Genomic DNA, 22,775 nt, shown 5'->3' on the forward strand with positions numbered 1-22,775 from the left:
ACGCAATATTCGATCCGTTATGATTTATCGGCTCACTACAGGCTCGCGCACGGTAATGCCATGCTCTTTCATGGTCTCTTTGACTTGGGCGATGGTCATCTTGCCGTAATGGAACACGGAAGCCGCAAGGACTGCGTCGGCACCGGCCTCTACCGCAGGCGGAAAATCCTCGAGTTTGCCGGCACCGCCGCTGGCGATCAGAGGGATATTGACCACTTTTCGCATGGCTTTGAGCATCTCGATATCGAAACCGTCGCCGGTGCCGTCGGCATCCATCGAATTGAGCAGTATCTCGCCGACGCCAAGCTCCTGGGCACGTTTCGCCCACCACAGGGCATCAATACCGGTGGAGTGACGGCCACCCATGGTGGTGACCTCAAAACCGGATTTGGTGTGCTGCTCTCCCTTTTCGCGCCGAGCGTCGACGGAAAGCACCAAGACCTGGTTGCCGAAACGCTGCGCCACTTCACTGATGAGCTCGGGATTGTTGATGGCGGCGGTGTTGACGCTGACCTTGTCCGCACCGCTGCGCAGCAATGCGTCGACGTCGCCGACAGAACGGACACCTCCCCCGACGGTCAATGGGATGAAGATCTGGCCGGCAGTACGGGTGACCACATCCATCATGGTCTGTCGATGGCTGCTTGAGGCCGTGACATCGAGGAAGGTGAGTTCGTCGGCTCCTTCCTCGTAGTAGCGTCCGGCGAGTTCGACCGGATCGCCTGCATCACGCAGATTCTCGAAATGGACGCCTTTGACCACACGTCCGTCGTCCACGTCAAGACACGGAATCACTCGTACCGCCAAAGACATAACGCAACTCCTATTTCGTCAACAGATCGATGTTCTCAGACTAGACCATAAATGCTGTGCGGATGCGATATATCTTAAGGAACGAGAAAGTCGATTCCCATCGGCATGTAACACTTCTGGTTGAGCGACAGATCTATGATTGATGTCGCTCAACCAATAAAAGGTTCACGAAGAAGAGAGACACATCAGCTGATTGCGGGTCAGGCGCGTATGTTCTTGGCCGCCAGCTGCCCGCAGGCACCGTCGATGTCGGAGCCTCTGGTATCGCGCAAGGTCGCCGTGATGCCGGCGCTGTGCAGGATGTCGAGGAAGCGTTCTTCGTCCTCCGGTTTCGAGGCCGTCCACTTAGAGCCTTCGATCGGGTTCAGGGGAATGGGGTTGACATGCACCCAGTTGTCGCCGTAGTGGTTCAGGCGATGGGCAAGTTGCCGTGCATGCTCGGCCTGGTCGTTGATGCCGCGCATCAGCGCGTATTCGATACTGACACGACGATGGCTGGCCAGGTAGTAATCGTGGGCGGCATCGAGCACCTGCTCGGAATTGAAACGCCGGTTCATCGGCACCAGCTCGTCGCGCAGCGTGTCGTTCGGTGCGTGCAGCGAGACGGCAAGACGCACAGGAATGCCTTCGGCAGTCAGCTTTTTGATGCCGGGCACCACGCCGACGGTGGAGACGGTGATGTTGCGAGCCGAAATGCCGAAACCGAGCGGCGGCATGGCGCTGATCTGACGGACGGCGGACAGCACGGACTTGTAGTTGCCCATGGGCTCGCCTTCGCCCATGAAGACGACATTGCTCAGGCGGCCGGGACCTCCGGCGACTTTTCCCGACTCCATCGCCTTGGCGGCGACGCGCACCTGCTCGAGGATTTCGGCAGTCGAAAGGTTGCGCGTCAGGCCAAGCCCACCGGTTGCGCAGAACGGGCAGCCCATGCCGCAGCCGACCTGGCTGGAGATGCACAGCGTGGCGCGGTTCGGATAGCGCATGAGCACCGATTCGATATGCGAGCCGTCGAACAGCTCCCACAACGTTTTGATGGTGGTGCCGTTGTCGGCGACCTGGTGGGTCACCTCAGTGATCAATGTCGGGAAGAACGCCTGTTGCGCCTCGTCACGTTTCGACGCGGGAAAATCGGTGAATGTGGAGACGTCGTTGTTGAAATGTTCGAAATAATGGTTGCCGAGCTGCTTGACCCGGAATTTCGGCATACCCAGCTGCTTGGCCGTCTCTATACGTTGCTCGTCGCTCATATCGGCGAAATGCAGCGGTGGCTTGCCTCTTCGTGCGTGGTTCTTGGCCAGCACATCACGAAACGCGCCCTGGTCTCCCCCGGCGGTCACTCCGGATTCGACGGATTCGGAAGCGCCAGAAACCTTTGCGTCTTCTTCGGGCTTTATTTGATCTTGTGAAACATCATTCATCATCATTCATCATCATTCATCATCATTCATCATTCAATAGGCCGGATAGCTCAGAAGCGTCCGGCAAGGCGGAATAACCCCTTAACTGTTGTATAGAGAAAAACAAGGACCGCTGAGTTACATGCCGGTCGCCCACAGCAGGAGGGTGAAGAAAGGCGCGCACAGAAGAATCGAATCGACGCGATCGATCACCCCGCCATGCCCTTTCAACAGATGCCCCATATCCTTCAGTCCCATATCGCGTTTGAGCATTGATGCGCACAAATCGCCGAATGTACCGACGACACCGACCATTACTCCGGTAAGTATAGGAACCCACCAGCGCGTGGACCATAGGTCGGGATACGTGATGGCGAAAATCACGAATGCTCCAACCATGGCAAAAAGAACGGAACCGCAAAGTCCCTCGACGGATTTCTTGGGTGAGATACGCGGCGAAAGCTTGTGACGCCCGAAGAACGCACCGAAGAAAAGCCCACCGGTGTCGGAGAGCGCAGGCAGGAAAATCAGCATAATGGCATGGGCCACAGGATGGCCGTTGAAAGTCTCCGGAAGGATGATGCACGAGGCCAGCACCAGAATATAAAGTACCAAAAACACGGAAACCGCAACGTTGTCGATGCTGCTTTCTTCGGTTTTCGTATTGGCCGCCGAGGATATCGAAGTCTTCTCGACATCTTTTGCCGCGCTTCGTTTGCCTTCGATGGCTCCGGCAAGACGCTTGCCGACGTTATGGCGCATGTTGGCGGCAATGGCGACCGCAACCGCCGAAACACTGATGCCTATCCCTGCCGCCAGAACGTGATTCGGCGCATAATAGACGGAAAGCAATGTGCCTGCACAACACACCCACAGCACAACCAGAGGAATATAGAGGTGAACGGTGGCGAATGAGACGTGGAGCTCGCGCAAAGCCAAGACGAGAAACACGGCGATCAGCAGGATGTACAAATCGATTTTGATCAGCAGACAGGCAACGATAAGTGCGATGAGAATCACTGCGGTGGCAACAGCCTGAGGCATGTTGCGTCCTGTCTTCTTGTTGATGTCGTTGAGCGTCGAACTCATTTCGTCGCCTGCCGCGTGCCCTTGTCTGCTGGTCATTGCCTTCTCTTTCAAGCCTGCCTGATTGGTTCTTCGCACATCCTGTTCAATCTCGGAAACGTACGGAGGTGCAAAACGCCGATCAGACCTCCATGATCTCCTTTTCCTTGGCATCAAGAAGCTGTTCGATGGTCTCGGTGGTCTCTTTGGTGACCTTGTCGAGATCCTTCTGCAGACGATCGCCCCGATCCTCGCCCATGTCGCCGTCTTTCACCGACTTGTCGATGCTCTCCTTGGCCTTGCGACGGATGTTGCGCACGGCGACCTTGCCGTCCTCTGCCTTGCCTTTGGCGAGCTTGACGTATTCCTTACGACGGTCCTCGGTCAGTTCCGGCATGGTCAGGTGGATGACGTTGCCGTCGCGGCGGGTGCTGCCGCCGAGGTCGGAGTCACGGATGGCCTTCTCCACGGCGTTGGCCTGCGAGCCGTCGAACGGAGTGATGGAGAGGGTGCGCGGTTCGGGCACGCCGATGGACGCGACGGCCTTGATCGGCGTCGGAGCGCCGTAATAGTCGACCACGAGGCCGTTCAAAAGCGCAGGGTTGGCGCGGCCGGTGCGGATGCCGGAGAAGTTTTCTTTGGTGGCTTCCACCGACTTTTTCATCTGTTCCTTGGCTTGTTCTACAGGATTTGCCATTGTTTTCTCCTTTTTGGACCCGCGACGCGAGTCTCTGGTTTCTTACGTTTCCTATGGGTTTGACTATCTGTCAGACTGAAAAACAGCGAAAGCTGATAAGTCGACGGATTATTCGACGACTTCCGATTCCAGGTTTGACACGAGGGTTCCGATCGGCTCTCCGATCAGGGCCTTGGTGACATTGCCCGGCTCTTCCAGACCGAAGACGCGGATATGCTGGTCGTTGTCACGGGCCATGGAAAGCGCCGCCGCATCCATGACCGCGAGGTTGTCGACCAAGGCACGCTTGTAGCTCAGAGTCTTGAAACGTTTGGCGCTTGCATCCTTGCGGGGATCGGCCGTATAGATGCCATCGACGCCGTTCTTGCCCATCAGCACCGCGTCGCAATGAATCTCCAACGAACGCTGGATGGAGACGGTATCGGTGGAGAAATACGGCATGCCTGCGCCGGCACCGAAAATGACCACTCGCCCCTTTTCAAGATGGCGAATGGCCTTGAGCGGAATATAAGGCTCGGCCACTTGTCCCATGGTGATGGCGGTCTGCACGCGCGTGGCCTGGCCTTCCTGCTCGAGGAAATCCTGCAAGGCCAGGCAGTTCATGACGGTTCCGAGCATGCCCATGTAATCGCCGCGGCTGCGTTCGATGCCGGCCTGTTGGAGTTCGGCGCCGCGGAAGAAATTACCACCTCCGACAACAATTGCGACTTCAACGCCCTGCTCGACTGCCGTATGGATTTCTTGGGCGATACGGCGAATAACCGCCGTATCGATGCCGATATGACCGCCGCCGAATGCTTCACCTGAAAGTTTCAGCAGCACTCTTCGCTTGGTATCGTCCTTGTCGTCTTTAGTCATCGCGGCCTCTCTATCCTTGGGTTTGGCGGCATATTACTGACTAACAGGTTATCTGTCCACAGCGACAGCAGGCCTCCAGATTGTCTCCCGTGTCACGCAACGAGGCGCCATGACAGTAGTGATTGACATGTTGAGCAGTGAAGATCGTCTTTTATCAGAGGTCAAATGCGCAAGTATCGCTTTCAAGTGCACAACAGGTGTAGGGATATATAAAAATTGGCTGATATCCGAAGATACCAGCCAACGTCAAATCAGGTCAAGACCGTGAAAAGCGACAGGTCACTTCTCGTCGCCCTTGCCGACCTCGATACGAGCGAAGCCGAGCAGTTCGCCGCCGACTTCCTTGAAGAGGTCGCCCACGCGCTTGGAGGTGTCCTTGACATACTCCTGCTCGAGCAGCACGTTCTCCTTGTAGAAGGCGTTCATGCGGCCTTCGACGATCTTGGGGATGATCTTCTCGGGCTTGCCTTCGGCCTGGGACTTCTCGGTGGCCACGCGGCGCTCGGAGTCGACCACATCGGCCGGCACGTCCTCGCGGGTGAGCCACTTCGCGCCCATGGCGGAAATCTGCAGCGCGGCTTCGTGGGCCACGGCTGCGCCCTTCTCGTCGGTGGCGACGATGGCGACGATGCTCGGCGGCATCTCGGCGGACTTCTTGTGCGCGTAGATCTCGACCTTCGGACCTTCGACCTTGGCCACCTGGCCGACCTTGACATGCTCGCCGAAGAGGGCCGCCGCTTCCTCGACGCTCTCCTTGACGGTGCCGTCCGTGGACTTGGCCGCGAGAACCTCGTCGGCGTTGCTGGCGCCGGCGGCGATCGCGTCGCTCAGGACCTGATCGGTGAAGGCGACGAACTTCGGGGTCTTGGCCACGAAATCGGTCTCGGAGTTGAGCTCGACGGCATAGCCTGCCTGTCCCTTGTCGGTGTCGACCACGCGGGAGGCGATGGTGCCTTCCTGAGCGGTGCGGCCCTCACGCTTGCCAGCGGCCTGGATGCCCTTGGCGCGGATGATTTCCTTGGCGCGTGCCACGTCGCCTTCGGCTTCGGTGAGCGCCTTCTTGACGTCCATCATGCCGGCGCCGGTGTCGTCGCGCACTTGCTTGATCAAAGCTGCTGTAACTGCTGCCATTGATATCTCCTTGTAAAAAATCTACTTAAATATGTATTGAATGCGCCAAAGGCGGTGCGGAGACCCGGAAGTTTCCGACACCGCCTTTGACTGCAATGTCGGTCAGGCCTTGGCCTCTTCGACCTTCGTCTCCTCGGACTTGGCTTCGGCCGGGCTGGTCTCGGCGGTGGCCGTCGCGGCTTCCGCCGGCTTTTCTTCCTTGTCCTTGAGCAAGTCCTTCTCCCAAGCGGCCATCGGCTGCTCGGACTTGTCTTCGGTCTTCTCGGCCTTGCCGCTGCGCTCGAGCAGACCATCGGCGACGGCGTCGGCCATCAGCGAAGTCAGCAGCTCGATGCCGCGGATCGCATCATCGTTGGCCGGAATCGGATAGTCCACGAGGTCGGGATCGGTGTTGGTGTCGACGATGGCGACGACCGGGATGCTCAGCTTGTGGGCTTCCTCGACGGCCAGCGCTTCCTTGTTGATGTCGACGACGAACATGGCCGAAGGCGTGCGGGTCATGTTGCGGATGCCGCCGAGCTGCTTCTCCAGCTTGTTCTTCTCGCGCTGCAGGAGCAGGAGCTCCTTCTTGGTCAGCCCGGAGCCGTGAACGTCGGTGAAGTCCATCTCTTCCAGTTCCTTCAGACGCGCGACGCGCTTGGAGACGGTCTGGAAGTTGGTGAGCATGCCGCCGAGCCAGCGCTCGGAAACGTACGGCATGTTGACGCGGGTGGCCTGGGCGGCGATGGCTTCCTGGGCCTGCTTCTTCGTGCCGACGAAGAGCACGGTGCCGTTGTGGGCCACGGTCTGCTTGATGAAGTCGTAGGCCTTGTCGATCAGGTCGAGCGACTTGAAGAGATTGATGATGTGGATGCCGTTGCGTTCCATCAGGATGTACTGCTTCATCTTGGGGTTCCAGCGACGGGTCTGATGGCCGAAGTGCAGTCCTGCCTTCAGCATTTCGCTCATAGTGATCTGAGCCATGATAATGCTACCTTTCAGTCGGTTCTTGCCTGGCCATGCGGGTCTGCGTGCAACGTCCTCGCCTTTGCAGGCGATTCGGTCGACCGACACAGTCCGTCACGTGCATGACGCGAATTTGTGTGCTTGATTAGACAATATTAAGTGGATTGCTCGGCGACGTGACTGCCTCGCGCTCCGTTGAACACACTGGTAATAAAATACCACAGCCCCGGAATAAGGGAAGAGGTTTCTTTTGACAGCGATCGTCAACGAAACCTCTTCCCGTCGAATGGAGTGAATCTGCCTAATCCGACGCTCCATCGGCGTTGCCTTCACGTACCTTGAGCATGGCGTACTGCGACTCGTAGAGGCGGTAGTAGGCGCCCTTCTTCTCCAGAAGCTCCTTGTGGGAGCCGTGCTCGACGATCTGGCCGTGGTCGATGTAGTAGATCTCGTCGGAATTTTCGATGGTGGAAAGACGGTGCGCGATCACGAAACTCGTACGGCCTTTGAGCAGATGCTGCAGACCGGCCTGCAACGCCTCTTCCGTACGGGTGTCGATGTTGCTGGTCGCTTCGTCGAGGATGAGGATGCGCGGGTCTGCAAGGAGCACTCTGGCGAAGGAGATCAGCTGGCGCTGGCCGGCGGACATGGTCGAGCCGCGTTCCTCGACCACCGTGTCGTAGCCGTCGGGCATCTCGCGGATGAATTCGTCGGCGTGCACGGCCTTGGCGGCCTCCTCGATCTGTTCGTCGGTGGCGTCGAGCTTGCCATAGCGGATGTTCTCGCGCACGTTGCCGGAGAAGACGAACGTATCCTGCAGCATCACCCCCATCTGCCGGCGCAGCGATTGCAGGGTGACGTCGCGGATGTCGTAGCCGTCGATGGTGACCGATCCTTCCGAGACATCGTAGAAACGCGAGAGCAGGCTGACGATGGTGGTCTTGCCGGCGCCCGTGGGCCCGACCAGCGCAATGGTCTTGCCCGGTTCGATGTGGAAGTCGACGAGGTTGAGGATGTTGCGGCCATCGGGCTCGTAGCGGAAGACGACGTCGTTGAAATCGACCTTGCCGCGGATCTGCGGCAAGGCGGCGGCCCCCGGTTTGTTGGTGATCTCCGGGGTGATGTCGAGCGTCTCGAAGATGCGTTCCAGATAGGCCGAGCAGGTGATTAGCTGGTTGTAGAAATTGCCGAGGTCGATCACCGGGTTCCAGAAGTTGTTGGCGTAGCCGACGAAGGCGATGAGCACGCCGGTGGTGACGTTGACCCCGCCGAGGCCCATGATGCCGACATAGTAGATGAACGCCATGGTCATGGCGCTGATGGTCTGCACGCCCGGCCACATCAGGTCCTGGACGTAGATGGCCTTCATGTAGTAGCTGCGGACCGTGCCCTGCTGCTGCTGGAAGGTGTCGAACTGCTTGCGTTCGCGCGCGAAGGTCTGGGTGGTCTTGACCCCGGCGATGGACTCGTGCACGTAGGCGTTGAGGTTGCTCTGCTTGTTGGAGAGCAGCTGGTAGGCGTGCTTCTGCAGGCGTTGCAGCACCAGCACCCAGATGGTCAGCAGCGGAAAAAGAATAAGGCTCCATAGTGCAAGCCGCCAATCGACGACGAACATGACCACCAGGGTGACCACGAAGGTGAAGATGTCGGCGATCACGTTGATCAGGCCGCTGGAAAGCGTGTCGGAAAGCGTGTTGACGTAGTTGACCACGCGCACCAGGATCTTGCCGTGCGGGCGGGAGTCGAAATAGCTGAACGGCAGCGTCTGGATGTGGGTGAACAGGTCGCGCCGCATGTCCTTGAGCATCAACTGTCCGACGCGTGTGATCGCCACGGTCCTGTAGCGCACGCCCAGCTCGTAGAGCACGATGAGCATGGCGAACACGCCGGCGAGCAGGCCCAGCTGCCCGAAATCCTTGTGCGGGATGGCGGAGTCGATCATGATCTTGGTCAGATACGGGGCCGCGACGGTGATGCAGCTCATCGATAGCACCACAACGACGATGCGCGCGACCTGGCCGAGATATGGCTTGAGATAGGCGGCGATACGGACGATGTCGTGGAGGTTGATCTTTTCCTCGAGCTCTTCGTCCTCGTTATAGGTATTGCGTTTTGCCATGATTGCCTCCTTCCTACTCTTCGAATCCTTGGGAACCGCCGGATTCGACGCCCAGCTGTTTGCGGTATATCTCCCAATAACGGCCATGGGCCGCCACCAGATGCTCGTGGTCGCCCCGTTCGACGATGCGGCCGTGTTCCAGTACCAGGATCAGGTCGGCGTCCTTGACCGAGGAGATGCGATGGGCGATGGTGACCACCGTCTTTTGCGTCTCCATGTCGCGCAGATGCTGCTGGATCTGCGCTTCGGTCTCCATGTCCACCGCCGAGGTGGTGTCGTCCATGATCAGGATGGAAGGGTCATCGGCCAGCGCACGGGCCAATGAAAGACGTTGTTTCTGCCCGCCGGAGAGTCCGACTCCACGTTCGCCGACGATGGTGTCGTAGCCTTCCGGCATTGAGCGGATGAATTCGTCCGCCCCGGCTATGCCGGCCATGCGGCGTATGTAGGCAGGGTCGGAGGAACGCGCGGAACCGGCGCCGAAACCGATGTTGTCGCCGATGGTGTCGGAGAAGAGGAACGTGTCCTGCGCCACGATGCTCACCTGGTTGCGCAGGGTCTTTAATGGCCAGTCCCTGGCGTCGATGCCGTCGAGGAGGACGGTGCCGACGGTTGGATCGTAGAAGCGGGCGATGAGGTTGACCAGCGTGGATTTGCCGGCTCCGGTCTCGCCGAGGATGCCCAGTTTGGTGCCGGCGGGCACATAGAAATTGAGGTCCTTCAACACCGGTGTCTCCGGATCGTCGGGGAAGGCGAAGCTGACGTGGTCGAAGCGGATCTCTCCGCTCATGCGGTCCGGCGTGGCGTTCTCGGGTTTGCGCACGCCCACCCGCTCCTGGATGTCGACCGCCTGTTTGACGGACTGTGCGGCGTGCGGTTTTTCGGTAATACGCGATTCGGCCGTGAGCAGGCGACGGATCTTGATACAGCTGGCGCCGAATCGCTGCCAATCGTTGATCAGCCATCCGGATTGGCGCACCGGGCCGTCGATCATCCACAGCAGGCTGTTGAAGCTGACGAGGTTGCCCAGTGTCATGTATCCCTTGATCACGAGGAATCCGCCGATGCCCAGCGTGATGAGCTGCAGCGAGAAGCCCAGTCCATCCAGCCACGGCATGAACTTGCGGTTGTTGTAGGCCGAGTCCATGTTCTTTTGCATGTAGTCGTCGTTGCGCTCGTCGAACTTGCTGGTCTCGTAATCCTCGCGGACGAAGGCCTTGACCACGCGGTTGCCCTCGATGTTCTCCTCGACCATCGAGTTGAGATCGGCCAGCGAGTTGCGGATGGCGTAGAACAGCGGCGCGGCGCGCTTGGAGAGCGCGCGGGTGAGGATGAAGATGAACGGGGTGACGCAGGTAAGTGCCAGGGCCAGCCGCCAGTCGATGGTGTACATCACGCACAGTGCACCGAGGAACATGACCACGCAGTCGGTGGCCTGGTAGCTCACCCAGCTCAGGAAGTGGCGTATGGCCTCGGTGTCGGATGTCATACGGCTCATGATGTCGCCGTTGCGGGTGTGGTTGAAATAGGTGAAGTCCAGCTCGTGCAGCTTCTCGTATTCGTCACTCACGAGCCGGTAGATGGAATTCTGGCCGAAACGTTCCATCAGGATCTGGTAGATATAGCGGGAAACCACGCGCACCAGCGTCACCACGATCATGGCACCGCAAATGCGGGTGAGCATGTCGAAGTGCCTGGCCCCGATGACCTGGTCGACGATCAGGCCCGCCAACAGCGGCATGGTGACCGCCATGGCGTCGTTGATAAACAGCAGCACCACCGACACCGCCACGCGTGGCAGGTCCGGTTTGCAGTACTGCAAGATCCATTTGAGATTACCTGATGTCTGGTTGCGTTCAGGATCGACGTACATTGATGAACCCTCGTATCATCTTCGATTTGTTGTTCTCTGTCTCTTACGGCTTGCCTTGCCGCCACTGCACGCGCAATCGTCTCGGTCCACAATAAACGGATCCAAATGATTGTCCGACAGATAGAACATTAGCGCGTTCCATGCCTGATGCGCTGTCTTCCGCCGCCTGTTCGGCGTGTTGCCGGATTGAGCCATCATATACGTCACCGCCTGAATCCCATACATGCTCATAGGACTCAGGCGGTGACGCTAAAAGACGTTGATTGCATTGCATCATGCGATCAACGCAATGTGTCTCTATTGTATAGAACGCATGCGGCGCATGGCTTCCCGGCGTTCTTCCTTTTCGAGACGGTCAAGATAGATGTGGCCGTCAAGGTGGTCGGTCTCATGCTGCAGCATGCGTCCCATGATGCCGGTTCCTTCGACGACGATGGTCTTGCCGTCGAGGTCGATACCGCGCACGCGTGCATAGTCGGCGCGTCTGGTCTTGTACCAGAGCTTCGGCACCGAAAGGCAGCCTTCGTCGCCGTACTGCTCTCCCCTGGTCTCTTCGATAACCGGGTTCAGGACGTAGCCGAGCTTGCCGTCGATGTTGTAGGAGAACGCACGCAGGCTGATGCCGATCTGGTTGGCGGAGAGTCCTGCACGACCAGGGTCGTCGACCGTATCCAACAGGTCCTGCACCATATTGCGCACCGCGGGTGTGATCGTTCGAATCGGCTCGCACGGGGTTCTCAACACCGGATCGGGAACCACCCTGATTTCTCGTAACGCCAATGCACTGCTCCTCTTGATATCGGTGAACGGTTATTTACTTCTGTGCCGGCGAATCGCGCTCCGGCGTTGCCGTCTTCGGCGATTGCTTCCAAGGGTCTTCACCCTCGCGTTCCATCTCGCGTTCGGCAAGGCGGGCTCCGGCTTTCTGCTTGGCCTGTTCATAGGCCTCGCGAACCTTTGGGGTCACCGCATCGGTGGCCTGCCGCACGGATTCCGCGGTCTTGTCGATGAAGCCGTTCGTGGCTGACGGCGCCGGCTTGACTCGCGCCTTCGGAGTATAGACCTTCGTATTGATGAGATCGGCGTAGTGCTTCAGGACCTCGCCGCGCACGACCTTCATGCTTGGCGTCAGCATACCGTTTTCCTGGGTGAACTGGTCCGGGACAATGGCGAACTTACGTACGGATTCCGCGCGGGAGACCGAGCTGTTGGCCTGGTCGATGTATTGCTGGATGAAGGCGCGCACCGCGTCGTTCTTGCAGATTTCAGATATCGGCATATTCTCATCCATGCCGTTGTTGGCCAGCCACGAACGAACCATCTCCATATCCAACTCGATGAGAGCGGCAATGAAGGGCCGACCGTCGCCGATGACCACCGCGTGGGAGACGATCGGGCAGGTACCGATGGTGTCTTCCATCGGAGCGGGGCTGACGTTCTTGCCGCCGGCGGTGATGATGATGTCCTTCTTGCGGCCGGTGATGTAGACGAAGCCGTCATCGTCGATCTGGGCGATGTCGCCGGAATGGACCCAGCCGCCCGGCTCGGTGGCCTCGGCGGTGAGCTCGGGCTGCTTGTAATAGCCGAGGAAGACGTCCTCGCCGTTGATCAGCAGCTCGTCGTCGTCAGCCAGCTTGACCGCGATGCCGCAGCCGGGGCGTCCGACGGCGCCGACCTTGTTGAAGTCCTGGAAGGCGACGATGCAGGGGGCGGCGGTTTCGGTCATGCCGTAGCCCTGGATGAAGGTGATGCCGTCCATGCCGTTGAAGAAGTGGGCCAGGTCGGCATTCATCGGCGCGCCGCCGCAGGCCAGATACTTGAGCTTCGGGCCCAGGGCGCTGCGCACCGAGGCTCCGACCGTCTTCATATAGAACTTGTGTTTGAGACGTTCGGCCACGGTATGACCACGGCCTTCCTGACCGTCCTTCGACCACTTGACAAAATGGTCGAACGCCATGCTGAACACACGACCCTGCAATCCGGCTCCGGCCTTCTGCGAGGCTGCGTTGTACACCTTTTCGAACACACGCGGCACACCCAGCAAATACGTCGGTTGGAAGGTGCGCAGGTCGGTCAAGAGATGCTTGGCGCTTGAGGTATAGCCCACCACGCCGTGCGCTCCAATGGCTACATACTGGATATAACGGGCGAAGCAATGGGCCAGAGGCAGGAAGAGCAGCAGACGGCTGGGCTGGTAGAGCATGTCGTCGAGCACCGCCCAGCCGATGAAGGCCGTGGAAACGAAGTTGCGATGCGAAAGCATGACGCCCTTGGGCTTGCCGGTGGAACCGGAGGTGTAGACGATGGTCAGCATGTCGTCGGCCCGGACGCGCGAAATCGCTTCGTCAAGTGTCTCGTCGGAAACCGAAGTGCCGAAATCGGAGACCGCGTCGAGACCGCCGTCCTGAAGGTTGAACACATACTTCAGGCCGTCGCGCTCACGGCGCAGCTGCTCGAGCGTCTGGGCGTGTTCGGCGTCGCCGCCGAAAGCGACTATCGGATCGACATCCTCGACGATGCCTTGGGCCTGCTTCGGTGAGTCGGTCTCGTAGATCGGCACGCTCACCGCTCCGATAGCGGCGCAGGCGAAGTCAACTACTCCCCACTCGTAGCTGGTCGCCGCGTAAATGACGACCATGCTTCCGGCCTTGGCTCCCAGGCCGATAAGCCCTTTGGCGACCGAGCGCACGCGGCCGAGCATTTCTCCGGCCGTGACCGTATGCCACTGCTGGGTATCTTCATCCAACCATTCGGCTATATCCCCGTCGGGATCTTTCTCTGCTCGCTTTGACAGCAGGGAGTAAATGGTGTCCTTATCGGTGGTTTTGGTGACAGGATCCAAATAGAATTCTCGCAACATATGCTCAACTATACGCGCTCGTTGCCCCAAAACTACGTTAGCGTAACTTTGACTTAGCCCGAACAGCCATCAACATACGCTCAGCCCAGGTCCGCAGTGGTGCAGATCCAGCGCGATCCGCTGCGTCTGAACACCAGCGTGACCCAGTACGTCGATTGGCCGACCGACAGGCTTACGACGGTCTCCGTGATATCTGGGCTGACCAACGTCGTGTATACCAGCATGGGTATAGCCGGCAGGTAACACAACTTGGCCTTGAGCTCCGGATGGGTGCGAAGATGGTTTTCCAACAGATACGACATTGTTTCGAGACGTTGGACACAGGCACCGCTCAGCGCTTGCTGAAGCCGTTGCGGAGGGGTTCGCCCTCTCACTACGTCCAGGCTCATGCACGCCAGTCTGCAGGATGCCAGGCTGAATTTTCTGCATTCGGCCTCGCTCAAGGTTCCGGGATAGCAGCGTGAGATGTGAAAAGGGACGGGTCTGTTCGACAGTTCTATTCGAATCGACCCGTCGTAGGCCGGCAATACGGAACGGTGAGTGACCGTCATCTGTCGGGGTTGTGTTTGCATGGCCATCATTGAGCCTCCTTTTCGCTGTTCTCTTGTATCACCCAGAGCAACAGAAATGAAGGGCATTGTCAAGAAAGAAGAGGCAAATCTGGCAAAAATCAAGATTATTTCAAGATTTTTTCAAAACCTTGAATCGAATACGATAATATACGATATAAAATAATGGCCAATAAACACAAAGGACTACCCGATTACTCAGGTAGCCCCTACAGCATTAAAAAGAGATTATTCCATCATTTCAGCCCAAATGCGAAAGCGTGACCGCGACGTCGCAATGCTGGAAGTTCTTCAGATCGACATAACCGGTGGAAGCCATGGCCCGGCGAAGGGCACCGATGAAGTTCACAGTTCCATCGGCGTTATGGCTGGGTCCGAAAAGAATCTGCTGCAACGGCGCAACCGTTCCGACCTTTGTCCGTTTCCCGCGGGGAAGGGACGGATGGCGAGCTTCGGCACCCCAATGTGTGCCTTTGCCCGGGGCCTCCTGCGCACGTGCCAAAGGCGCTCCGAGCATAACGGCATCCGCTCCCATCGCCAATGCCTTGACAAACGAACCGGAGGTGCCCATGCCGCCGTCGGCGATGATCTGCACATAGCGCCCGCCGGATTCATCCATATAGTCACGACGGGCCTCGGCCACATCGGCGATCGCGGTGGCCATAGGTGCATGCACCCCGATGGTTGCACGTGTGGCGGAAACGGCTCCGCCACCGAAACCGACAAGCACACCGGCGGCACCGGTACGCATGAGATGAAGGGCGGCGGTATAGCTGGCCGCACCCCCGACGATGACCGGCACATCAAGGTCATAGATGAATTTCTTCAGGTTCAAAGGCTCGTGTTTCTGCGAAACATGCTCGGCCGAAACCGCAGTGCCACGGATGACGAAGAGGTCGACCCCGGCGTCGACGACGGTCGAATAGAACTCCTGGGTGCGCTGGGGCGAAAGCGCACCGGCTACCGTCACACCGGCATCGCGAATCTCGTGGAGGCGCTTGGTGATCAGTTCCGGCTTGATCGGCTCCGCGTAGATCTCCTGCAGTCGGGCCGTTGCGCTGTCTTCGTCAAGCTGGCTGATCTCATCGAGCAACGGCTGCGGATCATCGTAACGTGTCCACAATCCCTCAAGATCAAGCACCCCGAGAGCGCCGAGCTTGCCCATGGCAATCGCCGTGGCAGGGCTGGTCACCGAATCCATCGGAGCGGAAAGCACCGGCACGTCGAACTGGTAGGCATCGATCTGCCAAGCCGTCGAAACGTCCTGCGGATCGCGGGTCCTGCGTGAGGGAACGATGGCGATATCGTCCAAGGAGTAAGCCAAACGGCCTTTTTTGCCCAAACCGATTTCAATTTCCTGAGTCATGGCTTCCAGATTACTTCCCCTACGTGACGAGCACCGACAATCGAGAATCCAACGTAAAAGAGCGTCTCGCCAGTCAGTCAAAGCAACACCTGTGACATATTTCGGCGTGATAATGGCAACATATTGCCACATTACAAGAAAGGGCGAGCATGGAAAAGATCAAGGTCGAAGGCACCATCGCCGAACTCGACGGCGACGAGATGACGAGGGTGATATGGAAGGACATCAAGAACCGCCTTATTCTACCCTATCTTGACGTCGATCTCGACTATTACGACCTCGGCATCGAAAACCGCGACGCCACCGACGATCAGGTGACCATCGATGCGGCCAACGCCATCAACAAGCACCATGTCGGCGTCAAATGCGCCACCATCACCCCCGACGAGGCACGTGTCAAGGAATTCAACCTGAAAAAGATGTGGAAGTCGCCGAACGGGACCATCCGCAACATTCTCGGCGGCACGATCTTCCGCGAGCCCATCGTCATCGCCAACATCCCGCGTCTGGTCCCCGGCTGGAAGAAGCCCATCGTCGTGGCCCGCCACGCTTTCGGCGACCAATACAAGGCCACGGATTTCAAGGTCGGAAAACCGGGACGTCTGACGGTCACCTTCACGCCCGCCGACGGAAGCGAGCCCATCGAACACGTGGTCTACGACTATCCGGGTGCGGGCGTCGCCCAAGTGCAATACAACCTTGACGACTCCATCCGCGGCTTCGCGCGTGCCTGCTTCAATTACGGGCTCATGCGGCACTACCCGGTGTATCTGTCGACCAAAAACACGATTCTCAAAGCCTACGACGGCGCATTCAAGGACATTTTCGCCGCAGTCTATGAAACCGAATACAAGGACCGTTTCGAGGCTGAGGGCCTTTCTTACGAACACCGTCTGATCGACGATATGGTGGCCAGCACGATGAAATGGCACGGCGGCTATATCTGGGCCTGCAAGAACTACGACGGCGACGTGCAATCCGACTCCGTGGCGCAGGGCTTCGGCTCGCTCGGACTGATGACATCGGTATTGATGACGCCGGACGGCAAGACCGTGGAGGCCGAGGCTGCACACGGCACCGTGACACGTCATTATCGTCGTTGGCTCAAAGGCGAAAAAACCTCAACCAACCCCATCGCCTCGATCTATGCATGGACCGGAGGGCTGAAGCAGCGTGCCAAGCTCGACGGGACACCCGAGGTGGGGCATTTCGCCGAAACCCTGGAGCAGGTCATCATCACGACCGTGGAAAGCGGGAAGATGACCAAGGACCTGGCCATGCTCATCGGCCCCGACCAGCCTTGGCTCGATACCGTCGGCTTCATGGATGCCTTGGATGAAGGGCTGAAGCGGGAACTGAGCGGATCGCGCTGATCAACGCTCTGTTCGACGCCGTCGCATGCTTGTTTGAACAATCGGATGCGACGGCGCTTTCATATCGGCCCAAGACTACTATCGGTCTTGATTGATTCGAAGCTTTAACGAAGGATGACTCATGAGCACGCGCGGCAAGCATTCCTTGGCACGTTTCCTGGCTTTGGCCACGGCCACTGTTCTGACGATGACGTCGGCTGCCTGTGGCGAAGGGCATCAGGATGCAGGAACCACCTCGATCGACACCGACAAGGTCTCGACGAGTTCGGCTGCCGCCAAGAGCCACGTCATGATTTTCACGCCATCCGATGGAATTTCCATATCGTCTCACACACCGCTGAACAAATGGGCCAAATTCGTGCCCACCATCACAAAATCGCTTACGGGTGCCGGCTTCCAATCGAAGAACATCAAAGTGAGAACGGATGGTAACCTGAGCAAGCAAAGTGACGACGTACAGGACTACGTGGTCAATCAGCTTTCCAGCGCGTCGGATGACACCAACCACCACACGATACTGATCGTTGCCCCTGCGACCTCTGCAAACAAAGGCAATGAACAGTATGGCGATTACGTCACCAATCCCACCGATGCGCCTAAGTACGATACACAAAAGCCGTCGGACGCCGCTCGTCGGACCACCGACGGTGCGCTCGACAAGCCATCTGCCTCTTCGAGCGATAAACCGACTCAGACACAGAACGAAAACGACCAGGACAATACCGACAACAATGATGAGGTCACAGCCGGAAAGCGGCTGTCCAAAACCTTGAAACTCGCAAAAAAAGCGGGAGCTCGCACCGTTGTTCTTGCCAATCCGTTGGCCGGATTCACTCCGGATATTTTTGTCAGCATGTCGACTCCACGTCAGATCGGCATGCTGCAGGCGCAGCAACTCGTCTCGAAACTTGCTTTGGAAAAAACAACCAAGATGCATCCAAAATCGATTGAGGTCATGATTCCTGTAGCTGCTGACGCCGATTCGAATCTCAATGCCACTCAGGCGTTCTCCGAAGAGGCTTTTGCGGGCATATGGGAGGTGTTGCAACCCTACTTCAAAGATGGCAGGGCCATAAGCCCGTCAAAAAAACTGAGTGCAGCCACCACGCAGGCCGATTGGGAGTCGGTTTCGTTCAAGGCCTCAAGAACAGCCGAGGTAAAGACGGAACTGAACAACAGGCTCACAGCTTCATCCAAGGACGGCAAGCCGCTGCATGTCGACGGCATTGTGTCGATGAACGATTTCGTCTCATCGGCAGCGGTAGACGAACTGACGTCACTGAAGTACACAGGCACGGCCGCCGACATCAATCCCGAGATCGAGGTCTCCGGCATAGTCGGGACTCTGACCGGCAAGCACAACCTCAATAAAATCGCCCCTCCAAAGCCAAAGGACAGTAAAGAGGGCGATGCCAGCGACGAAGGGCAGGCGCAAACGGACAGTAACGGCGATATGGCCTGGCCGATCATCACGGGATACGGTGCCTACACCGATATGATGCCTGATGTGGTCAACGGCAAACAATGGATGACAGGTATGGAGAACATCCAGAAACTCACACGCGACATCGCTGGTGCCACCGCCACAATGGAAGCCGGGAAAAAGCTGACCGAACTGCCTTACGTCAAAACGGCAACCGTCGGCAATGCAACCATCAACATCATCCATGAAAAGCCGTTGGCTGTAAGCGCGAGCAATCTCAAGCATCTGCTGATCGAGCCCGGATATATCTCGTTGGCGGATGCAGGATTATAAAACAGGTTTCAGTATTATTTTCCTCTTTGCCGCAAGAAGTTGAGGATCGCGGTATTCCTTTTTGGTTTTTCGCACTCCCCAATGCACGCATATTCCCGTGCAATGGTCCGAAATTCCTTTGACGACACCAATCGGCAATCCCTTGACAACGGGTGTGCCTATTGGCAAAAGGGTCTGCGCCGGTTCAAGGGTAAGGGTCAGGCTTTTATGACGGATGCTCACCACCGATTTTCCCGCGACAATGCCGGCAAAACTGATGAAACCGTTTGCGGGGGCCAACAGAGGAGTATCCTCTATCGCCGCGATGTCGACGCCGCGATGGCCGGGACCCCACGCCTGCTTCGGCGCCTTGAACTTTCTGATCAGCACGTGCGGCACAACGGGCCAGCTCATGTCCGCCTTGCAGCCTTTGCCGCTCGGCACCGCAGCTTCCAACGATCCGATCGGCTCGACGAACCCCAAAGGATATCGGCTCGAGGAATCAACGCTCTTGTCGTTTTCAGGGGAACGGCCTGATGTTGCGTCGGAAACCACATTAGTGGCGGCCATTGCTTCGTGCTCCGAGGCGCCGAAACCGATGAACAGCACGGCGAACACCACCAGTATGGTCATCGACCCCCAAATCAGACCGATCAGCTTTTCTCTGAGCTTCTCCCTTTCCCGCCGCAGCCTTTCTCGCCTGAGCTTCCTCCTCTTCCGCTCGTCCATGATCATGGCCATGCCTCTTTTCATCGTCGCTTCGTAGTCATCGTTCCTTTTCTTCCACTATGCCTCGCCTCTTTCAAATAGAGGGTCAAAAACAGGTGATGTGGTCGAATGACCCCGGTTATCCACAACGCCCGGGCGTGTCGCAAAAGTTATGCACCGGATTTGCACAACTGCCGAGGCTCAAGAGTATAAAAAGACGTAATCGACGAAAAGAAAGGGACGTTAAAGCTATGGGTGTCGAAAAGCAGGCAGCGGAAACGGGCTCCGGGGATACCAACGCCCAGACGACGATTCATCATGACGGTCTGCATCGTTGCTGGCCGGAATCCTACCTCAGTCTCAGCCATGACATGCTGGTCTATCACGACACCGAATGGGGCACGCCCTGCTATGATTCGCAGGCCCTGTTCGAACGTCTTGCACTCGAAGCCATGCAGGCCGGGCTTTCGTGGAACACCATCATCAACAAGCGCAAGGCCATTGATGCCGCCTTCCATGATTTCGACATCAAACGGGTCGCTCAGATGGAGCCCGAGATTCCCCGACTGATGAACGACGTGGCCATCATACGCAACCGACGGAAAATAGAAGCCATCATTCATAACGCACAGGTTGCGCTGGATCTTGATATGCCGTTTTCCGAGTACATCTGGAGCTTCGCCCCTGACGGTCCGCGCGTGAACAGACCGAAGAGCCCCGAGGAGGTCCCTGCCGTAACGAAAGAATCCACTGATATGAGCAAGGCGATGAAAAAGGCCGGGTTCAAATTCGTCGGGCCGACCACCATATACGCCTACATGCAGTCGATGGGCATCGTCAACGACCATCTGCAAGGCTGCTTCAGATGCCCCGGAACAGGGAACTGATCTGGTTGCCGCCTTGCTGCACCGAAAGCTTGTGTATCATCATTGTCCGCACAGACCCTGACGCAGCATGATGCCGTAGGCTTCGCGGCCACCGCCCTCGCCAGGTGTCAGGTGCGTGCCGTCGTCATAGAAGTACTCAGGATGGCCGTTGCTGACAGAATACCAGTCCAGCAAACCGACGTTCTTGTGTTTGGCGGCCACTGAACGCAGAATCTGGTTGTTGGAATCCTGCCAGCCGGTAGGGGCACGGACAGTGGTGAGATAGAGAGGTTCGTCACCCACCGACGCGATCAGATTCTCCACTTGCTGCTCGTCGGCGATGCTGTCGTTGGTGCCGAGCGCCATGACAACGACGCTGCCGGCCTGGCCTTGCGCCTGATGCTGGTGGAAAAGGTCGGAGCCTGTAGAGAAATGACGGCCGACCATATTGTCCTGCACGCTCGCCGGAATGTGCTCCTGGACGAAATCATGGGCACCCATTTCCACGGAATCGCTGATAATGAGAGGGTTCGCGCTGCACAAGCCGGTCGTAACGTCATACGTCCAGCCTTTGGTATCGAGGTTTTTGGGAACTTTGGCGGCTTTTGGTACCAGACGCGGAGGAAGGTTCAGCGACGGCTTGGGCACTGCCGACCGGCGCAGCGTCAGAAGGTCGCGATTGACCGGTGTGGCAATGCCAAGGCTGCGCTCGACGGAAAGATATTCCTGATGCAAAACCGTTGAACGTTTGGCGGCAATCTGGTTGAAATCAACCGGAAGCGCCGTGCATGCCACCACCGCGACGACACCGCATGTGGCGAGAATCTTGGTGACCAGTCGCATCTCACGCAACGGCACCTTGTTCTCCGGAACCACTTTTCGAACTACTTCAGCTGCCTGATAGAAGGCCTCGCAGGCAGCCCAAAGCACCATGAACTGAATGATCCATTCCCACCAGCGCAGCGGCTGCGTACGGACGGCAGGGTTCATGAACTCCAGCAACGGGTAATGGACCAGATACATCGAAAAGGAACGTGACCCGATATAGCGCAGGACCCGCAAGCCCATGAGCGAACGGCAAAGATTGCCCGGAACCAGGACAATGGCGAGAAGCGAGGCGACGATCAGAGCCACGGCTTGGAAACCGCCGCGGTAAAGCATGGCATCGTTCCCGCTACAAACGCAATACAAGATAATCAGCGCGGCAAGGAGACAGCACCCTGCTCCGGCGAGCAGAAGATTTGCAGGAGTCGCCCAACGCGGGGCACCTGATCGTTCCGTGTCCGTTGCGTCGGCTTTTTGGCCATGCTTTGTTTGCGCCTGTTCGACCATGAACGCGAGCAAAGCTCCGATCATCAATTCCGAAAAGCGTGTGTCAAGACCGTAATAGACGCGTGACACGTCGGCACCGGGCGTATAGAGCAATACCATCTCAGCCGTAGAGGCGACGGCGAGCAGCAAGGTGATCAGGAATCGTGCGCGCAGCTTGAGATGGAGACGATGCATGAGCCAGAGCAGGGAAATCCAGACCAGATAGAACTGCATGGTGAGCGCGAGAAACCACAGGTGCGTAAGCGGCGATGGAAGTCCTGCGGCGCTGAAATAGGAAACCTTGCGGAAGATATAGACCCAATTGCTGGCGTAGAAGGCGCTGGGCAACGCGTCGATATGCAGTTTTGGCAGCATGCCCGGAGACAGCAGATAAGCGGCCGGCACGACCAGGGCGATCAGGGATAGCAACGGGAAGGTCAGACGTTTGATTTTGCGCCAAATATAGCTGGCGTAGTGAAACCCTTGTGAGCTGGACATCCGTCGTTCTACGCTGCCGGTTATCAGAAAACCTGAGATGACGAAGAAGATGGTGACACCCAGGAATCCGCCGTTGAGAAGGGAGGGACGGACATGATAGGCCACCACCCCGATAATCGCCAAAGCACGAAGGCCATCGATCGCGTTGTTGCGGGAAGGACGGGAAGCGTCCGGTACACGGGAGGAATCAGACACATTCATTTCAGCCGTTTTCGGGCCGTTCACGGTGTGTCCCAACATCAACCTCTTCTTTGTTCCCCGTCAATTTGCGACCATCACATCTCCGGTCACAAGGCAGTACAGTAACAAAAGGCATAGATGCTTTGGCAGGATTGACACGCCGTTGCCTGTGTTGGCTCGCCCGACACGTTTCGACCGGCCCAAAGGCTTCCAGACTTGTAGCGAGGTCGCCTGCATCGATGAGGCGATCCGACCGTATACGAAAATTCTCGGAACCGTTAAGATTCCGAGAATTCATTGAGCTCCCGCAGCTGGGCTTGAACCAGCGACATTCTGATTAACAGTCAGACGCTCTGCCAACTGAGCTATGCGGGAATGTCCCGTACGGAGCTTCAAGCACCGCACAAG

Annotated in this window: 18 protein-coding genes and 1 tRNA gene; 3 read left to right on the plus strand and 16 right to left on the minus strand. The window is 57.8% G+C overall.

Going from position 1 to position 22,775, the window contains the following annotated elements:
• Positions 1–24: 24 nt before the first annotated feature.
• The 13 genes from hisF to OZX75_RS03140 form a co-directional block, all read right to left on the minus strand.
• Positions 25–813 (minus strand): imidazole glycerol phosphate synthase subunit HisF, encoded by a 789-nt coding sequence (hisF, locus tag OZX75_RS03080; protein ID WP_277146777.1) that lies wholly within the window; start codon positions 811–813, stop codon positions 25–27.
• Between the two features lie 200 nt (positions 814–1,013).
• Entirely contained in the window at positions 1,014–2,234 is a 1,221-nt protein-coding gene (gene rlmN, locus OZX75_RS03085) for a dual-specificity RNA methyltransferase RlmN (protein WP_277160652.1), read from the minus strand.
• Positions 2,235–2,351: 117 nt separating this feature from the next.
• Positions 2,352–3,338, minus strand: a complete 987-nt coding sequence (locus OZX75_RS03090; RefSeq protein WP_277146781.1) for a phosphatidate cytidylyltransferase — start codon at positions 3,336–3,338, stop codon at positions 2,352–2,354.
• An 82-nt stretch (positions 3,339–3,420) separates the two neighbouring features.
• A complete protein-coding gene (gene frr / locus OZX75_RS03095; protein ID WP_277146783.1) occupies positions 3,421–3,975 on the minus strand; it encodes a ribosome recycling factor in 555 nt (184 codons plus the stop codon).
• 108 nt (positions 3,976–4,083) lie between these two features.
• Entirely contained in the window at positions 4,084–4,833 is a 750-nt protein-coding gene (gene pyrH / locus OZX75_RS03100; protein ID WP_277146785.1) for a UMP kinase, read from the minus strand.
• A gap of 279 nt (positions 4,834–5,112) precedes the next feature.
• A complete protein-coding gene (tsf, locus tag OZX75_RS03105) occupies positions 5,113–5,964 on the minus strand; it encodes a translation elongation factor Ts (protein WP_277146787.1) in 852 nt (283 codons plus the stop codon).
• 102 nt (positions 5,965–6,066) lie between these two features.
• On the minus strand, positions 6,067–6,927 hold the full coding sequence (gene rpsB / locus OZX75_RS03110) for a 30S ribosomal protein S2 (RefSeq protein WP_277146789.1): 861 nt from the start codon (positions 6,925–6,927) through the stop codon (positions 6,067–6,069).
• A 283-nt stretch (positions 6,928–7,210) separates the two neighbouring features.
• Positions 7,211–9,028, minus strand: coding sequence for an ABC transporter ATP-binding protein (locus OZX75_RS03115; RefSeq protein WP_277146791.1), 1,818 nt, complete (start codon positions 9,026–9,028; stop codon positions 7,211–7,213).
• Positions 9,029–9,041: 13 nt separating this feature from the next.
• Positions 9,042–10,901, minus strand: a complete 1,860-nt coding sequence (locus OZX75_RS03120) for an ABC transporter ATP-binding protein (RefSeq protein WP_277146793.1) — start codon at positions 10,899–10,901, stop codon at positions 9,042–9,044.
• Between the two features lie 297 nt (positions 10,902–11,198).
• The gene (def, locus tag OZX75_RS03125) at positions 11,199–11,681 is read right to left on the minus strand and encodes a peptide deformylase (protein ID WP_277146796.1); all 483 of its coding nucleotides are present in this window, start codon (positions 11,679–11,681) and stop codon (positions 11,199–11,201) included.
• Positions 11,682–11,715: 34 nt separating this feature from the next.
• The gene (locus tag OZX75_RS03130) at positions 11,716–13,761 is read right to left on the minus strand and encodes an AMP-dependent synthetase/ligase (protein WP_277146798.1); all 2,046 of its coding nucleotides are present in this window, start codon (positions 13,759–13,761) and stop codon (positions 11,716–11,718) included.
• Positions 13,762–13,841: 80 nt separating this feature from the next.
• Positions 13,842–14,399, minus strand: a complete 558-nt coding sequence (locus OZX75_RS08630; RefSeq protein ID WP_525930271.1) for an Rv3235 family protein — start codon at positions 14,397–14,399, stop codon at positions 13,842–13,844.
• Positions 14,400–14,571: 172 nt separating this feature from the next.
• A complete protein-coding gene (locus OZX75_RS03140) occupies positions 14,572–15,696 on the minus strand; it encodes a GuaB3 family IMP dehydrogenase-related protein (protein ID WP_277146802.1) in 1,125 nt (374 codons plus the stop codon).
• A gap of 149 nt (positions 15,697–15,845) precedes the next feature.
• Between OZX75_RS03140 and OZX75_RS03145 the strand changes: the two genes are divergently transcribed.
• Positions 15,846–17,069 carry an NADP-dependent isocitrate dehydrogenase gene (locus OZX75_RS03145; RefSeq protein ID WP_277146804.1) on the plus strand — a complete coding sequence of 408 codons (1,224 nt, stop codon included), beginning with the start codon at positions 15,846–15,848 and terminating at the stop codon, positions 17,067–17,069.
• A 121-nt stretch (positions 17,070–17,190) separates the two neighbouring features.
• Positions 17,191–18,825, plus strand: a complete 1,635-nt coding sequence (locus OZX75_RS03150) for a substrate-binding domain-containing protein (protein ID WP_277146806.1) — start codon at positions 17,191–17,193, stop codon at positions 18,823–18,825.
• Here OZX75_RS03150 and OZX75_RS03155 read toward each other — a convergent pair.
• Entirely contained in the window at positions 18,820–19,557 is a 738-nt protein-coding gene (locus OZX75_RS03155) for a M23 family metallopeptidase (RefSeq protein ID WP_277146808.1), read from the minus strand. The genes OZX75_RS03150 and OZX75_RS03155 overlap by 6 nt on opposite strands.
• Positions 19,558–19,763: 206 nt before the next feature.
• Here OZX75_RS03155 and OZX75_RS03160 point away from each other — a divergent pair, with 206 nt between their 5' ends.
• The gene (locus tag OZX75_RS03160) at positions 19,764–20,399 is read left to right on the plus strand and encodes a DNA-3-methyladenine glycosylase I (protein WP_277146811.1); all 636 of its coding nucleotides are present in this window, start codon (positions 19,764–19,766) and stop codon (positions 20,397–20,399) included.
• Positions 20,400–20,438: 39 nt separating this feature from the next.
• On the opposite strand, the gene OZX75_RS03165 is transcribed toward OZX75_RS03160, so the two are convergent.
• On the minus strand, positions 20,439–22,427 hold the full coding sequence (locus OZX75_RS03165; protein WP_277146815.1) for an acyltransferase family protein: 1,989 nt from the start codon (positions 22,425–22,427) through the stop codon (positions 20,439–20,441).
• A 242-nt stretch (positions 22,428–22,669) separates the two neighbouring features.
• A tRNA-Asn gene (locus tag OZX75_RS03170) sits at positions 22,670–22,742 on the minus strand.
• Positions 22,743–22,775 lie beyond the last annotated feature (33 nt).

Origin of the sequence: Bifidobacterium sp. ESL0800, from assembly GCF_029395355.1 — a bacterium.
In the GTDB taxonomy this organism is placed as follows: Bacteria; Actinomycetota; Actinomycetes; order Actinomycetales; family Bifidobacteriaceae; genus Bifidobacterium.